The organism is Nitrosospira sp. NpAV (assembly GCF_000832065.1).
Lineage (GTDB): Bacteria > Pseudomonadota > Gammaproteobacteria > Burkholderiales > Nitrosomonadaceae > Nitrosospira.
The window spans coordinates 272,423-286,824 of record NZ_JXQM01000003.1 but is presented as its reverse complement, the minus strand read 5'-3'; the positions used below and the strand labels follow the sequence as shown (position 1 = coordinate 286,824).

General features: G+C 48.5%; 15 protein-coding genes and 1 other RNA gene. 12 read left to right on the top strand and 4 right to left on the bottom strand.

Annotated features, from left to right (window positions below; genetic code table 11):
* Positions 1-32: 32 nt before the first annotated feature.
* From SQ11_RS03725 to SQ11_RS16680, 5 genes are all read left to right on the top strand, one after another.
* On the top strand, positions 33-1,388 hold the full coding sequence (locus SQ11_RS03725; RefSeq protein ID WP_084226722.1) for a TRZ/ATZ family hydrolase: 1,356 nt from the start codon (positions 33-35) through the stop codon (positions 1,386-1,388).
* Between the two features lie 63 nt (positions 1,389-1,451).
* Complete coding sequence (ubiG, locus tag SQ11_RS03720) at positions 1,452-2,168, top strand: bifunctional 2-polyprenyl-6-hydroxyphenol methylase/3-demethylubiquinol 3-O-methyltransferase UbiG (protein ID WP_041512770.1); 717 nt, start codon at positions 1,452-1,454, stop codon at positions 2,166-2,168.
* A 181-nt stretch (positions 2,169-2,349) separates the two neighbouring features.
* The gene (locus SQ11_RS03715) at positions 2,350-2,997 is read left to right on the top strand and encodes an HAD-IA family hydrolase (protein WP_041512769.1); all 648 of its coding nucleotides are present in this window, start codon (positions 2,350-2,352) and stop codon (positions 2,995-2,997) included.
* A gap of 204 nt (positions 2,998-3,201) precedes the next feature.
* Positions 3,202-3,563: a transfer-messenger RNA gene (gene ssrA / locus SQ11_RS16685) on the top strand.
* A gap of 200 nt (positions 3,564-3,763) precedes the next feature.
* Entirely contained in the window at positions 3,764-4,060 is a 297-nt protein-coding gene (locus SQ11_RS16680; protein ID WP_084226712.1) for a DUF927 domain-containing protein, read from the top strand.
* Here the strand turns inward: SQ11_RS16680 and SQ11_RS03710 are convergent.
* The gene (locus SQ11_RS03710) at positions 4,033-5,775 is read right to left on the bottom strand and encodes a retron Ec67 family RNA-directed DNA polymerase/endonuclease (protein ID WP_041512768.1); all 1,743 of its coding nucleotides are present in this window, start codon (positions 5,773-5,775) and stop codon (positions 4,033-4,035) included. The genes SQ11_RS16680 and SQ11_RS03710 overlap by 28 nt on opposite strands.
* 239 nt (positions 5,776-6,014) lie before the next feature.
* Between SQ11_RS03710 and SQ11_RS03705 the strand changes: the two genes are divergently transcribed.
* Positions 6,015-6,653 (top strand): hypothetical protein, encoded by a 639-nt coding sequence (locus SQ11_RS03705; protein ID WP_041512767.1) that lies wholly within the window; start codon positions 6,015-6,017, stop codon positions 6,651-6,653.
* Positions 6,654-6,679: 26 nt separating this feature from the next.
* Complete coding sequence (locus tag SQ11_RS03700) at positions 6,680-7,408, top strand: TIGR02391 family protein (RefSeq protein WP_041512766.1); 729 nt, start codon at positions 6,680-6,682, stop codon at positions 7,406-7,408.
* A 560-nt stretch (positions 7,409-7,968) separates the two neighbouring features.
* Here the strand turns inward: SQ11_RS03700 and SQ11_RS03695 are convergent.
* Both SQ11_RS03695 and SQ11_RS03690 read right to left on the bottom strand, forming a co-directional pair.
* Complete coding sequence (locus SQ11_RS03695; protein WP_041512765.1) at positions 7,969-8,325, bottom strand: helix-turn-helix transcriptional regulator; 357 nt, start codon at positions 8,323-8,325, stop codon at positions 7,969-7,971.
* Positions 8,315-8,824: an SRPBCC family protein gene (locus SQ11_RS03690; protein WP_041512764.1), complete on the bottom strand. Its 510-nt coding sequence runs from the start codon at positions 8,822-8,824 to the stop codon at positions 8,315-8,317. Before SQ11_RS03690 ends, SQ11_RS03695 begins: the two co-directional genes overlap by 11 nt.
* Positions 8,825-8,939: 115 nt before the next feature.
* Here SQ11_RS03690 and SQ11_RS03685 point away from each other — a divergent pair, with 115 nt between their 5' ends.
* Positions 8,940-9,638 carry a thioredoxin family protein gene (locus SQ11_RS03685; RefSeq protein WP_041512763.1) on the top strand — a complete coding sequence of 233 codons (699 nt, stop codon included), beginning with the start codon at positions 8,940-8,942 and terminating at the stop codon, positions 9,636-9,638.
* 670 nt (positions 9,639-10,308) lie between these two features.
* Here the strand turns inward: SQ11_RS03685 and SQ11_RS03680 are convergent.
* The gene (locus SQ11_RS03680; RefSeq protein WP_041512762.1) at positions 10,309-10,803 is read right to left on the bottom strand and encodes a hypothetical protein; all 495 of its coding nucleotides are present in this window, start codon (positions 10,801-10,803) and stop codon (positions 10,309-10,311) included.
* 398 nt (positions 10,804-11,201) lie between these two features.
* On the opposite strand from SQ11_RS03680, the gene SQ11_RS17475 reads away from it, so the two are divergent.
* From SQ11_RS17475 to SQ11_RS17150, 4 genes are all read left to right on the top strand, one after another.
* Positions 11,202-11,891, top strand: a complete 690-nt coding sequence (locus SQ11_RS17475; RefSeq protein ID WP_198140785.1) for an FxDxF family PEP-CTERM protein — start codon at positions 11,202-11,204, stop codon at positions 11,889-11,891.
* Between the two features lie 289 nt (positions 11,892-12,180).
* On the top strand, positions 12,181-12,378 hold the full coding sequence (locus SQ11_RS16675) for a hypothetical protein (protein WP_084226711.1): 198 nt from the start codon (positions 12,181-12,183) through the stop codon (positions 12,376-12,378).
* Positions 12,379-12,801: 423 nt separating this feature from the next.
* The gene (locus SQ11_RS03670; RefSeq protein WP_198140784.1) at positions 12,802-13,818 is read left to right on the top strand and encodes an isoaspartyl peptidase/L-asparaginase family protein; all 1,017 of its coding nucleotides are present in this window, start codon (positions 12,802-12,804) and stop codon (positions 13,816-13,818) included.
* A 100-nt stretch (positions 13,819-13,918) separates the two neighbouring features.
* On the top strand, positions 13,919-14,068 hold the full coding sequence (locus SQ11_RS17150; protein ID WP_156972397.1) for a hypothetical protein: 150 nt from the start codon (positions 13,919-13,921) through the stop codon (positions 14,066-14,068).
* The last annotated feature ends 334 nt before the right edge of the window (positions 14,069-14,402 follow it).

Sequence of the window (14,402 nt, the reverse complement as noted above, 5' to 3'; positions counted from 1 at the left end):
CGGGCCGGTCTGGTGAAATATCCGGGTTAATGATGGACTATCCCCTAAAAATCGATACATTGCTGGAAGCACGCTGGATAATTCCCGTGGAGCCTCCTGGTGCGGTGTTGCACGATCATGCGATTGCGATCGATAAAGGGCTGATTCAGGCGATTTTGCCCATTGCTGAAGCCCAGACGCGATTTGCGCCCGGTGAACGCATCGTTCTTCGTCATCACGCGCTGATCCCGGGTCTGGTCAACCTCCATATTCATGCCGCCATGTCGCTGATGCGTGGCATGGCGGATGACCTGCCGTTGATGGAATGGCTCCACAACCATATATGGCCTGCTGAAACACGTCACGTTGATGCGGGATTTGTCTTCGATGGAACACGGCTGGCCTGCGCCGAGATGCTGCGCGGCGGAATCACCTGCTTCAACGACATGTATTTCTTCCCTGAGGCATCGATTCAGGCGGCGCTGGCATCCGGCATGCGCTCCGCCATGGGTATGATCATCATCGACTTTCCTACCGCCTATGCAAGCGACGCCGATGATTATCTAGCCAAAGGCCTGGCTTTGCGCGACAGATACAATCACCATCCGCTACTTTCATTCTGCTTTGCACCGCATGCGCCTTACACCGTAAGTGACAGGGTTTTTGCCAATGTCCTGACCTATGCCGAACAGCTTGATCTGCCCATCCATGTTCATTTGCACGAAACCGATGACGAAATAAGGAATAGTTTGAAAACCACCGGGGTGCGCCCGATAGAGCGTTTACATAAACTTGGCTTGCTGGGTCCCAATCTGATTGCCGTGCATATGGTCCATCTCAACAGTGACGAAATCGGACTGATGGCGCAGCAAGGCTGCTCCGTGGCACATTGCCCTTCTTCCAACCTGAAACTTGCCAGCGGGCTCGCGCCCATTGCTTCGATGCTGGAGAAAGGCATCAACATTGGCCTGGGAACGGATGGGGCTGCCAGCAATAACCGTCTCGACATGTTCGAGGAAATGCGGTTTGCCGCGCTGCTCGCCAAAGGCCAGAGCGGCAGGGCAGATACGCTGCCCGCATGGCAGGCGCTGCAAATGGCGACGCTCAACGGCGCCAAGGCACTAGGGCTGGGTGCGCTCACCGGGTCGCTGGTTGCGGGCAAAGCGGCCGACATTGCCGCGGTAGATTTCTCCAGTCTCGAACTGGCACCCTGTTATGACCCTGTTTCACATCTTGTCTATGCCGCCGGGCGCGAACATGTGAGTCATACGTGGGTAAATGGTAAAATGCTGTTGAATGATGGAGAATTGACTATGCTGAATGAGCAGGAACTATTGCTCAGGGCGCAATTCTGGCGGGAACGGATGACGGATGGGGTGCAGTTAAATGATCCTGAATCCGGTAATTGACCGCTCATATTGGATCTAGCATCATGATTTACAGTGATTCTTGCTACGGTTACCGGATTTAGGATGATAAAAGAAACGGAAGAAAAAAGCGTAAATGTTGACCCGCTGGAGTTGGAGAAATTCAACCAGTTGGCGCACCGCTGGTGGGACCCCAACAGTGAATTCAAGCCACTGCATGAAATTAATCCACTGCGGCTGGACTATATCGACCGGTTTGCCGGCTTGTCGGGCAAAACCGTGCTGGATGTAGGCTGTGGTGGCGGTATCCTGTCGGAAAGCATGGCGGAACGCGGTGCGCACGTGACGGGGATCGATCTCGGCGACAAACCCCTGAAAGTGGCAAAGCTGCATCTGTTGGAAACCGGCAAGAAAGTGAGTTACCGCAAGATGGCGGTGGAAGATCTTGCCCGGGAGCAGCCTCATCATTACGACGTGATTACCTGTATGGAAATGCTGGAACATGTGCCCAGTCCGGCAAGCATCGTGCGAAGTTGCGCTGAACTCGCCAAGCCGGGTGGCTGGATTTTCTTCTCAACCATCAACCGCAACCCGAAGTCATACCTGTTTGCCGTGATCGGTGCCGAATACGTATTGAACCTGCTGCCGCGAGGCACGCATGACTATGCAAAATTCATCAAACCCTCCGAGCTCGCCCGCATGGCTCGTGACGCCGGCCTCAATGTGGAAGATATCATCGGCATGACTTACAATCCCATCACCAAAGTCTACGCGCTGGAGGCGGATTCCGACGTGAACTACATCATGGCATACCGTGCCTGAAATCGTAAGTGCGGTGAAATAAGGCCATAAACCGGGAAACATAACCCAGTCCATTCAAATTCCTATTCATCCGGTGAAAGAAAATCCTGTAATTTCGTCATTCCGGGTTTGATCCGGAATCCAGCCAGAACGAGGATGGCATGCATGCCTTGCCCCATCACTCCCAAAGTAGCCATGACTCATGATTAGAGCTGTTCTCTTCGATCTCGACGGCACCCTCGCCAACACTGCCCCCGATCTGGGTCATGCTCTCAACCGGCAGCGCATCGCGCGTGGCCTCCCAGCCTTGCCAATAGCGCTCATCCGTACCGAAGCCTCAGCCGGGGCGCGCGGGCTGCTTGGGCTTGGGTTCAATATCAAGCCGGGTGATCCCAGTTATGATGCCATGCGCAGCGAGTTCCTCGATTTTTATGCTGAGCGCCTGTGCGATGAGACCCATTTGTTTCCAGGCGTGGCCGAACTGCTTGACCAGCTTGAGGCTCGCGGGCTTCCGTGGGGGATCGTGACCAATAAACCTGCGCGCTTCACGCTGCCGTTGATGCGGGAGCTGGGCTTAAACAACCGCGCCGCATGTATTGTCAGCGGCGGCGACACCCTGCACTCCAAACCGCATCCGGAGCCGCTGCTGACAGCTAGCGGCATGATGGCCATCGCGCCCGCCGAATGCGTCTACCTGGGTGACGATTTACGCGACGTGCAGGCAAGCCTGGCCGCTGGGATGGAGCCGGTCATCGCAAGGTATGGCTACCTGGGAAATGGGCATCCTCCTGAATCCTGGGGTGCAAGATATCTCATCGATCATCCCCAGGAGCTGCTGGGTTATCTCTAGTCTCCTGCAGATAAATCGTAGGGCGTAATAAGCGAAGTGCATTACGCCGCATGAGAATTCTTTACCGGCTGCACGCCTGATTTTGGCGGCGAATCAATAGAGAGTTCCCACATTTCTGTTATAGTATGGTTGGTAGTCAGGCTCGCAGTTCAGCGTTGAACTCTTCCGTCTCACTACTATCTAATAAGTTTAATACAGAATGCCGGGGGCGACCTGGCTTCGACGTGGGTTGCAAAGCAGCGCAGGGCATACCGAGGACCAGTCACCTCGTAAATACATCTGGAAAACCATAGTCGCAAACGACGAACGTTACGCTCTAGCCGCTTAAATCCGGCTGGACTCCGCACCGGTGGGCCTCAACGCCGGGTCTGGCAACAGACAGCGGAGCCATTAACGAGGATCGCGCTCCGCAGGGTTACTTTACAGAGCGTTAAACAATAGGTGACTCGCCTGTCATCAGCCCGCCGGTTGGCGGATGCCGGGTTAAACTAAATAACATGGCTAAGTATGTAGAACTGTCTGTAGAGGACTTGCGGACGCGGGTTCGATTCCCGCCGCCTCCACCAATTAAGCATCCTAAGTTGTCCAAAGAAATCCAGAAAACCCGCATGAATAGACGATTGCGGGTTTTTTGTTGTCTAACTCCACGCTCTAATATGATTATTACAATCTGACGGTAACTTGACGGTAACAGCAATATTATCAGAGAGAGTTCCCGTCATGATGCTGGCCATACAGCGGATGGCAAATAGCAAGACCTGACCCCATGATGTGCGTTGTCGCGGGCAATACGCGCCTTGTATTTGCGCTTTCTGTCGCGTTTGCAGGCGCTTTGGCTGAGATTGCAGGGGAAGATTCAGGAGGCTTTCATTTGCGCGGCGCTTCATCCTCTGGCATACCCACTGCATTGACGGTCTTGGGGATTCTCGCGCGAATAGCCGCTGTGTGGGGTAGGAGGCTGAACTTCAGCCGTTGTAAAAATCGATGCATGGAAAGGCAGAGCACAGACATTTCCGGACCACTCGACAAAAATCTCTATTTCGCTTTGAGTTTCGCCCCGTAGGCGTCGATTACAGCGACTATTCGCTCGAGGAGTGGCGCGAAGTTCTTAAAGTCGATAACATTCGCATTCTTTGCTACAACTTCATGTGCAAAGGTGGCCTTGCCATAATGCTTTGATCCATCGTAATTATTTTCTTTGCTGAATGTTCTGCCATTCACCACTGTTGCCAACGTTGGCGCATCAAAAAAATCTTCGATAGCTGTTTTTGACAAGCCTGGCAATTGAGGAGTTGGCACCACGTAGAGATTGCCAGTAACATGAATAGATGAAGCTTTTTTGTTCGGCTTTGGCTTCTTTGTAATTCCAGCTATTGCACCATAAACTGAGTCTGCTCCACCGTCGTTGTCGATAAGTACGATAACGGGATGTTTTGGTGCGGGCGCTCTAAATCTCGTTCCCAAATCCTCATGATAGTTCTTTAGCAGCTTGCATATTCCCCCCACCCCTCCCGTCAGCTGAGTTATCTCGCTAGTTCTTCTATCCGCATATTTTAGAAACCCAACCATCGGCTTAGGGGGCGCGCCAGCGGCGACAATCTTGGGATAGAGGGCGGCAAGACTTTTGATGGCGCAACGCAAATATACATTGTCCGTGACACCTTCGCAGACTATAAGAGGCTGATTTAAGGCATAAAATTTATCGAAGTAAAGAACCCTTCTGAACAACTTGATCCGCCCTAGAGTAGGATCAGGCTCCAGCCCATTTTCCACCCAGAGCTTCCGGTTAAATTGGTCAACTTGATCGATGTATGAGAGCATTCCAATTAACTGCTTTGGCTTGCCTTTCGACCTGTAGACCTGTTCTACTCCGCTGTCATCCAATTTTTTATAGATGAACTCAAAATTGCCTGTATTAAAAAGAGCATTCGCCATCGAGCGAACAGTGTAGCGATAAGTTGCGGTGACGTTTACTTTCCGATTAACGGTTAGGCCAGTGACCTCTTGGCGCGAATCTTGAAGCTGCATCCTTGTTTTTTTATCGTTAAAACTGAACCCGCTCCTTTGGACAATTCGCAGAAGTTGACGACCAAGCTCCCAAGTGTGATTACCAGACTTGTATGCGATTTTTTCAGGAAAGCTTGAATTATTTGTGCTGAAAGTCAGATCGTCTGCATATCGCGTATAAGTCACGCCTTCACTCGCCGCAAGTTGAGCGAGAGGAATGTCCATAGTGTGACCGATGAGATTGGACATCACCGGCGAACAAGGACTCCCTTGAGGCAGTTTATTCTCATAGCAAGCAATTTGTGCGATTCCTGTTGCAACGCTTTCATGCAGCTTAAAATTTTTGTCCTTTATGAAGAAGCCCCGGACGCGACCAAAATTCAAGCTACCAAAGAAATCATGCAAGTCGACGTTGAAGACGAAGCGTCGCGCCGTATGCGCTCGCCCATTAGTCATTATTGAATGATGGCGCTTAAAGCCATGTGCGATACCCCAGTGTTTTTCATCTTCGACGTGCCCATGCGACGCTTTGATCTCGTCAGCGCATTTTTGAAGAAGTACAGATAGGCGATATTGAAGCAGTTTGAGATCGCGCTCAGGAGCGTGAATTTCACGCATCCCGCCGTGTCTCTTTGGGATATCAAATTTTTTGTAAAGCTTTGATTTCGGTTTTTTGAACAATAGATACGAAAGCATCCCAAACTGAATATTTAGCAGCTTGGCCAGTTGGCGGAGCGATGTCGCATCTTGCAATTGTTTCAGATTCGACATACTTCAGAAGAAGGCTAGGGAGTAGGATTCACGGATACTCCTATGCGTTACACCAGGCGAACTGCGAGTATTACAGAGGGATACCGAGGAGCATATCCTGGAACATTTGTTTCACATACCATGATACATGGCAAAAAATCTATCCGTGAATCCGCATCGATTTTAACATAACATTTTACCGCGGCCTACGCATGAGTTAGGATACCTTGGATTGCCGTGTATTAAAGCGATTGTTAAAGATGAGCATCAACTTTTCTACATACATTCTCGATCGGCACATAGCTCCCGGTGTCTCTACCTTTATCCAGGCCGACATTCCAGACATGTCGACCTGGGCAAAGGAATCCCCATACTGGATCGCTAATTTCTTCCTGAACTCCGCATTTACGGGATCGTTTGCGCCGCAGATGAACGCTTACGCATACAACTTCTTGCGTCGCGCACAGTACGCTTTCTCTGAATACAACCTTGCCCGCCAAAGCACATATGATTTCCTCTGCAAGGATGGCGCCGCGCCAATGCGGTATGCAGAAGCGCTTTTTCATTGGGAATGTTTTCTTGGTCAAGCCTGGCATGCCTTCGCTTTGCTTGCGGCCGCCTGGGAGGGGACAGTATTTAGAAAGAATGACGGCTCAGTTGAAGAGCGACTCAACGCTCTGTATAACCAGATGAAACATGTTGAGTCTAGGATTGAAAATGGGCAAATGTTGGCTAACGCTACAGTACCAGTCTGGCTGGAAAACGAGGGCCTAAGAAGCACTGATACTACTATGACGTACGCTGAAGCCGCGGAAATACTTAAGGAACTCGCAAAGTACGCCGACATTCTTATGAATCCGAAGACTGCCAAAACCGCGCTCCAGGAACTCGACGGCTAGCTCATTTCCAATACAATAGGAAGGACATGGCAGTATCAATAATCTCATTAGTTCCAGAAGCCAAAAATTTATTAGCCTTAGAGCCAGAAGAGGTAGCTGGAGTCATTCTCACTTACATACACTCCCTTAGTCAGTCGGAAAAAACTCAGCTTAATAGACATAATTTTGGTCTTCGCCACACCTACGAGGAGTACCCAGAATCGTATCATGAGAAAATTGCCGAAGTTCTCATGGAAGGGTGGCTGTGGCTAGAGCGAGAAGGATTTATTGCACCTAAAGCGGGTGACTGGTACTTTCTCACCCGCCGCGGCGCAAAAGCCACTCAACCCGATAGCATAGACGCCTACATCAAATCAAATCTCTTACCAAAAAAGCAACTTCACCCCTTAATTTCACAGAAAGTTTGGGCTACTTTTTTACGCGGTGACTATGATACGGCAGTTTTTCAAACCTTCAAGGAAGTAGAAGTATCCGTAAGAAGTGCAGGAGGATTCAAGCCAGAAGAAGTTGGTACCGACTTAATGCGAAAGGCATTTGCTCCTCCGAATGGACCCTTGTCAGATAAAGATTCCCCAAAAGCAGAACAAGAAGCATTAGCTCATCTATTCGCGGGAGCAATAGGGTCGTATAAAAACCCTCATAGTCATCGGGCTGTTTCGATAGAAGCCGAGGAAGCCGTTGAAATGATAATGCTGGGAAGTCATCTACTAAAAATAGTTGATTCGAGAAAGATGAAAATTAATCTTGACCCATAATGACATGCAGCACCAAAAGTGGCGCTAGAGAGGGGACCGTTTCTGGTAAGAATAGTTGACACCACTATATATCAATATATCGGACATCATGCCAATTCCGCATCACGTTATGTCATCGGTATCCAATGACCGCTAATGGCACTATCAGCCACCGCCTCCTTCTCGCATTTCTCACTGTGGCAAAAGTAGCAAACCTATCCTTAGTGTCACATTGAGAATTCATTAAATCAAAACATGGTCCAATATTTTCCTCGGAGATCAAGTCGAAGTTTCCATAGGTAGGACCAATAACATGGCGGTTACTTTGACGGTAACTGTACTTCTTCGAACGAACACAACCCAGTATTAACGGGCATTTCAGAGGATTATTCAATTGACGCCGCCCAATTGATGATTCAAGGAAGTCCAAAGAAGGCCAAAAACCGAGTTAAAACAGGGTTTTTGGCCTTTTTCTTGTTCAAAGCGAACTGGAACAATCTACCCGGCGCCTCCAGCGTGCAGACCTTTTGCGATTCAGGCGAGCCGTTAAACTAACTGCGTACAAGTAATTAAGCTATAACTTATTTTCTTTCATCTTCCACAAATGATTTCAATCTGGACAATGCCTCATCCCATTGCTCCGATACAAATCTCAAGTACTCCTCAATATCTTTGAATGGCCGCAAGTCTAAATGATACAACTGCTCGCGGCCATTCCGAGTCGAGTGTGCCAAGCCAACCCCTTCCAATACCCGTAAGTGTTTTGTAACAGCTTGCCGGGTTATTTTTGAGCCTTCTGCTAATTGTGAGATTGAATGTGAACGACCACTCGTAAGCCTAGAAACTAAAGACAATCTGGTTTCGTCGCCCAGCGCTGCGAAGACCGACGCATAGTTTTGTAATTTCGCGATGTCGTTTTCAGCGTTTCTAGGAAACATATCGTTCAATGCGTTTCATTTGTTCAGTCCATCCGCCATCATTCATACGAAAAGCGGCTTCTCTACGATTACTAGGAATCTTATCGAAACCGGATTCAGTGACTGTAAGAAGTGTACCGCCAGGAATTTGTTTCAACTTAAACTCTACAAGCGTTGGAATTTCTTTAGAGTAGTCGTAGCCTATATCAATTGCATATGGATGCCATGTGTAAGAAAAATAATGCTCGGGTTCAATTTTTTGTACCGAAATCTTAAACTTAAGCGGTCCATTTTCAAGGTTATGTAAGTTTTCTTCCGACTCTTCTCCGTTATTCGCCGCACGCGCAGCTTTGAGGCAAGCAGGGTTAGTGATGTTTCCCTCTGATTCCTTTCCTTCAATAAAGGGATTTTGCAGATTAACCCCAAACCATTCTCCGAACTTTTTATAGTCAGTCAAAGCATGCCAGACTTTAGAAATTGGAGCGTTCAATTCAATATGTTTTTCAATGTAATTACTCATAAACATCTCCTTGTAACTTTAAAGGGCAACCCATAAGTTGCATATTATAGGTTATGCATGTAAAATGCAACCTAAAAGTTGCGTTATATTGTTTTTAAAAAAACAGGAGATAAACATGAAAAATCCGGTTGTTTCGCACGACGAATGGTTGAAAGCACGTATTGAATTGCTTGCCGCCGAAAAGGAATTCACGCATCAACGTGATCTACTGACGCAACGCCGAATGGCATTGCCTTGGGAACGTGTGGAAAAATCTTATCAATTTGAGGGGTCGCATGGGACTCTTTCACTTGCTGATCTTTTTGATGGACGTTCCCAGTTGATTATTTATCACTTCATGTTAGCTCCCGATTGGGAGGAAGGATGTAAATCATGTTCTTTCTGGGCCGATAATTTCAATGGAATTCCGATCCATCTCAATCACCGCGATGTAACATTTACCGCTGTTTCACGCGCACCATTAGCGGAGATTATCGCTTACAAGGAACGTATGAATTGGAGTTTTCCATGGGTTTCATCATATGGGAGCGATTTCAATTTCGATTATCGCGTGTCGTTTACACCCGAAGAGATTGCCGAAGGTAAGGCATATTATAACTACGCGATTCGACCCAATACATCGTCGGAAAAAGAAGGAATCAGCGTGTTCTATAAAAACGAAAAGAGCGAGATGTTCCACACATATTCCTGTTATTCTCGTGGCATCGACATGCTTAATGGCGCCTACCAATTTCTCGACCTCGTTCCCAAAGGACGCGATGAGGATAACTTCAAGTTTCCGATGGAATGGGTACGCCGGCGCGATCAATATTAAAGTACTATAAATGGATAACCGCATAGCCTAAAGCTTAGTGGCGAAGTAATCCGAAGGAATTCGCCATTCATATAGATATTGGCTACTTTACGTAGATACTTAATATAAAATTCTTAAATTCAGAAAATCAATCTATGAAAACCACGTGAAGAAGTATGTATTTAGCATCTGATGTTCATTCCCGATTGTTGCCATTTTCTTTTTGTAGTTTTTTATTTTAAGGGGGAAAATCTTCCCCCTGCTGCAACCGCTGCATAGCTACGTTTTCCGGCACCTCCATCAATGGGGGTATCCCGTATCTGCATTACTTTATTAATTCCTCCATTAATTCATATAAATCTATGACTGGAGTTGACGGAACTATTCAATAGACGTCGCTCCAATGAAATGTCCTAAGTACCAAAGAAATCCATAAAACTCGCATGAATAAACGCTTGCAGGTTTTGTTGTCCCATCACGTCCAAACATAGTTATTAACTTGACGGCAACAGCAACATTATCAGAGGAATTATCGTCATAACACTGGGCATGCAGCTCATGGCAATAACAAAACCTGACCTCGTGTATGTGTTGTCGATTATTTCTATTTTTAGCTTGGGCACTTCGCCACTTTCATACCGCTACACAGCGCCAAGCCAGGAATCAGGCAGGAATTTCTCCAGTCCAACCTTCAAGGCCGAGGATTGGCCAATCCAGAAAGACGTTTGGCATCATCCGGGTTTTGTGAGGAGAACTGGAACCAGTCGGTTCTGGTTCTCCGGTTCGTCACATAGTCTCGGTCCCGTTCTTCCGGGGTTTTTAGCGCATTGAGTTTGTCATACGCTCCCCTTGAAGCATCTACTATAGGCTTCCATTCTTTCAGGGCTCCCGGAACGATGGTGAAGCCAGAAACATTTAAAAAGACTTCATTATTTTTTGGAAACTTGATATTGGGAAGGGTTTCCCATCCGATGGACCAGCAAATGGGCTCTTTATTTAGTATCTTCCCTTCACTCGATTCCATTTTTGCCACAAACCAGGGAAGTTCGCAGACATCGCTATGCGTATTGGTAAGGTAGAAATAATTGGGTTTAACGTCGCCTTCATTGACAAACAAGGCATACCAAATGTTGGTGGCATGGGCCGAGCCGCATACCAAGGTTAACAAGAGTAGAAGATATTTCATGATAATCTCTTAAGTGGATTACATGGCCGGAAAGATTGGCTCAAATCAGTCCTTGCACCGGCGGTTTTTTTTGCTGTGCGGCAACGCTCCGATTGCGCGGACAGAGGTTATATTATATTCCCATGTCACCAAAACTATGGCCATCTGAGGATAAGAAGCGCAGGATACCCAGCGAGTAGTCCGTTCAGTCTATATCGCCTGCCAATCATTACTCTATACTGAATTTAGCTAGTCAGTGGGAGATCCTCTCTTGAGAAACGTAATAGAGAAATTCCTGCCGCAGGGACCAACGATGTCAAGTGTCCAGAATTCTAGCTCCTGAAAATGATCTGTGTTGAACGCTTGAGCGGGTCAGATTAAACAGGCAGGTATGTTGAATTCTTACCCTTTGGAGGTTCATGATGGAACTCAACAAGGCTGCATCTATTATACTCATTGGCGTAATCCTTTCTTCGCCTGCTTATGCCGAGCGTTTCGTTTTTGGTAGCAGCGGTTTCGAAGGTGATAGCAATGACAGCCCTGACAATGGGTTGAATATCACGACTACGGCCGGGAATTTTTTTGTCGCCACATCCTCAAGCGGCTGGTGGAACAGTGAAGGCGCTCACAAACAAATCAATACCAATTACATTGCTGGTGTGGCCCGAGGGTGCTGTGGTAGTGACGCCAATTTCAATAATTTCTTTACCTTTGACCTTTCGAATGTAACGGGCTCGGTTCTTTCCGCTTCGCTGACCCTGAATTCCTGGGATATTGTTGGCCCTGGCCCTCTGGATTATTCTCTGTTTGACATCACTTCACCATTGCCTGAAGTGCGCGCAACTGCAACTGGAAACGACCTGAGCATATACAACGACCTGATGTCTGGCTCTATTTATGGCTCATTTTCATATACCGAAGCTGACGAAAACAAACTCCGTTCAATAGTATTGAACAGTATCGGTATCAGCGCATTGAACGGTGCATTGGGAGGCGAATTTGGAATTGGCGGTTCGGTAGCACCCATTCCGGAGCCCGAGACCTATGCCATGCTACTGGCGGGCTTGGGTTTAATTGGCTGGGTGGCATACCGCCGCAAGTCCGCTTAACCTGAATCCGATATTGAACCACAAAGAGGCTGGATCTCTTTGTGGTTTTTCTGTTTCTGTAATCAATAGGGTCAGACTCGATTGATTAGTTGCCTCTGTTCAAAACAAAGTGACCGTGATCCTTGTAGGGCGGTTCAACCACCGACTACGCAAAGTGCTGGGATTTAGAACTCTTTATGAGGTATCCTTCGAAGTGCCGGTGAGCTATACCCAGCAACCAAGCCACCAGTTCTTGCGCGTCGGACTTGAATCCGCGCCATATTGATGATTTTTAAAGAGGAAGAGTTTAATGAGTTCTAAATATATTGCATTTGTCATTGTTCTTAGTGGTACCTTGATTAGTTGTGGTGGTGGCGGTGGCGGGGGACCTGAAGCAAATTCAACAAACTGTTCTGGCGCAGGAATGCAATCGATACTTCCAACTTTCGCCAACGAAGCCGACCGGCAAGCATTTATTGATAAATGCCAATCTTTGGCAGGAAAATAAAGCTTGAGATAAGCTGTCGGGCTGGGGACAGTTGTTATCATCGGATAAAGCACCAAATTGTGAGTTTTTTCCCCAGTCGATAGACGATCACGGCACGTTCCTGCTCGCGGATCAGCCTAGAATTCCAGCGGATAAGTTTCTTGGTCTTCATTGGATGCTCCCGACTGTTCATGGTAACAGTCGGAACTATCCGTTGGAATCAGGCTATCTTGGCCCACAACATACCACACCGCCTTCCAAGCCTTGTCCCATGTGGAGTTGCACAAGAAGTATCGGGCTGGCCGTGTTGCAAACGTTGGTCGCAGATTGAAAACCCGAAGTCAGGATATTCACGTAAAAAAATACCCGGTTCGGACTCATTAATCCACCCGAAGGTATTACGATACATGCATTCTCCATCCTTTGGTTTCGCTGTCCATGACCATGCAAACGAGCATAACTACGGCAGATAATTCACCCATCCGATTGGTGATTCACGGCGGCGCCGGTACCATCAAGCGCAACAAGCTGAAAATGGAACACGAGCGGGCTTATATGCAGGCGCTTGCGCAATCGCTGACCGCTGGCTATGCAGTGCTTGAAGCCGGCGGCAGCAGTATCGATGCCGTCACTGCGGCAATTGTAGTGATGGAGGATTCACCCTTGTTCAATGCTGGCAGAGGTTCAGTGTTCAGCCATGCTGGCCGCAATGAACTGGACGCGTCCATCATGGATGGTTCCACGCGCATGGCTGGCGCAGTTGCCGCGGTTACCACGATCCGCAACCCGATCCGTGCGGCGCACGCTGTGATGACGAAAAGCGCGCACGTGATGCTCATGGGCCATGGTGCCGAAATCTTTGCCGCCGAACAGGGTCTGGAGATCGTCGATCCCTCCTATTTCTACACACAGTATCGCTGGGATCAGTTGCAAAAAGCTATCGCTAAAGAACAGGTACTGCGCGATCACGATGTTGGGCCGGGTACACCAACGCTTAGCAAGGATGAAAAGCGCGGAACGGTCGGTGCTGTGGCACTGGATCGCTACGGCAATCTTGCTGCCGGTACATCGACTGGCGGGCTCACGAACAAACGTTTTGGGCGAGTGGGGGATTCGCCCATCATCGGCGCCGGAACCTACGCGGATAATCGCTCGGTTGCTGTATCCGCGACTGGTACCGGAGAAATTTTCATCCGCACTGCCGCCGCGTTCAATACGGCAGCACAGGTGCGTTTGCTACACACACCCATTGCCGATGCAGCCGATAACACGCTTGCGGAAATCGCCGCCATTGGCGGCGATGGCGGTTTGATCGTGTTGGATGCTCAAGGCAATTATGCGCTGCGTTTCAACACCGGCGGCATGTACCGCGGCACCATTGGCAGCGATGGCATCGCGTGGGCAGGTGTTTTTCCGGAGCCTGAAAAACCCGTTATAAATTCCCTTGCATCTTCCTCATGAGAATTGCATCAGGCTCCAGTTGCGGTACACTGGGGCGGGCTTCAGCAAAACCCTGGCGTTCATCGCCGTGGTGTGGAATTTTGGTAAAGGAGATCAAGAAATGAAAGAAGAAGAGAAGGACAAGGAGCCTGAGGATGGCAATGATGGCCTGGAAACAGGAAAGGTAGGCCGATTTCTATTTTGGACGCTTGTGTTTTCTCTTGTGGGAACGGTCGTAGTATCCGCTACAGGATTTCGCTTGGTGTTATAAGGCGAGATTGATCGTCAGAATATAGAACCCTTGCCGCAAATTGGTCAGCCCGCAGACAAAACATAATCCTTATCGGCACGGAAGCAGGCCTGGCAGCTGTCGCGCCGGCTGACATGCAGGAATGGGAAAAGCAAGGCAGGTGCGAATTACACGACTATACCCATTCAGGATGTTCTCTGCTTGACGAACAACGTTGCTGCAGATGCAAAGAGTGCAGCAAAGTCGTTCCATGTGTTCCGTCCATGAATACATCTTGATCATCGATCGCCAGGATCGTCTCCCCCTAAGCGTTTCCATTGAAAAACAACTCTCCGAACGATCCACCGCAAGCACT

What these genes read in the sequence shown, in the direction of transcription:
- SQ11_RS17150 (WP_156972397.1), top strand. Translation starts at nt 13,919, where the DNA reads ATGAAAGAAGAAGAGAAGGACAAGGAGCCTGAGGATGGCAATGATGGC.
- SQ11_RS03680 (WP_041512762.1), bottom strand. Translation starts at nt 10,803, where the DNA reads ATGAAATATCTTCTACTCTTGTTAACCTTGGTATGCGGCTCGGCCCAT.
- SQ11_RS03705 (WP_041512767.1), top strand. Translation starts at nt 6,015, where the DNA reads ATGAGCATCAACTTTTCTACATACATTCTCGATCGGCACATAGCTCCC.
- SQ11_RS03690 (WP_041512764.1), bottom strand. Translation starts at nt 8,824, where the DNA reads ATGAGTAATTACATTGAAAAACATATTGAATTGAACGCTCCAATTTCT.
- SQ11_RS03670 (WP_198140784.1), top strand. Translation starts at nt 12,802, where the DNA reads ATGCAAACGAGCATAACTACGGCAGATAATTCACCCATCCGATTGGTG.
- SQ11_RS03710 (WP_041512768.1), bottom strand. Translation starts at nt 5,775, where the DNA reads ATGTCGAATCTGAAACAATTGCAAGATGCGACATCGCTCCGCCAACTG.
- SQ11_RS16680 (WP_084226712.1), top strand. Translation starts at nt 3,764, where the DNA reads ATGATGTGCGTTGTCGCGGGCAATACGCGCCTTGTATTTGCGCTTTCT.
- SQ11_RS03715 (WP_041512769.1), top strand. Translation starts at nt 2,350, where the DNA reads ATGATTAGAGCTGTTCTCTTCGATCTCGACGGCACCCTCGCCAACACT.
- SQ11_RS17475 (WP_198140785.1), top strand. Translation starts at nt 11,202, where the DNA reads ATGATGGAACTCAACAAGGCTGCATCTATTATACTCATTGGCGTAATC.
- SQ11_RS03700 (WP_041512766.1), top strand. Translation starts at nt 6,680, where the DNA reads ATGGCAGTATCAATAATCTCATTAGTTCCAGAAGCCAAAAATTTATTA.
- SQ11_RS03685 (WP_041512763.1), top strand. Translation starts at nt 8,940, where the DNA reads ATGAAAAATCCGGTTGTTTCGCACGACGAATGGTTGAAAGCACGTATT.
- SQ11_RS16675 (WP_084226711.1), top strand. Translation starts at nt 12,181, where the DNA reads ATGAGTTCTAAATATATTGCATTTGTCATTGTTCTTAGTGGTACCTTG.
- SQ11_RS03695 (WP_041512765.1), bottom strand. Translation starts at nt 8,325, where the DNA reads ATGTTTCCTAGAAACGCTGAAAACGACATCGCGAAATTACAAAACTAT.
- SQ11_RS03725 (WP_084226722.1), top strand. Translation starts at nt 33, where the DNA reads ATGGACTATCCCCTAAAAATCGATACATTGCTGGAAGCACGCTGGATA.
- ubiG (WP_041512770.1), top strand. Translation starts at nt 1,452, where the DNA reads ATGATAAAAGAAACGGAAGAAAAAAGCGTAAATGTTGACCCGCTGGAG.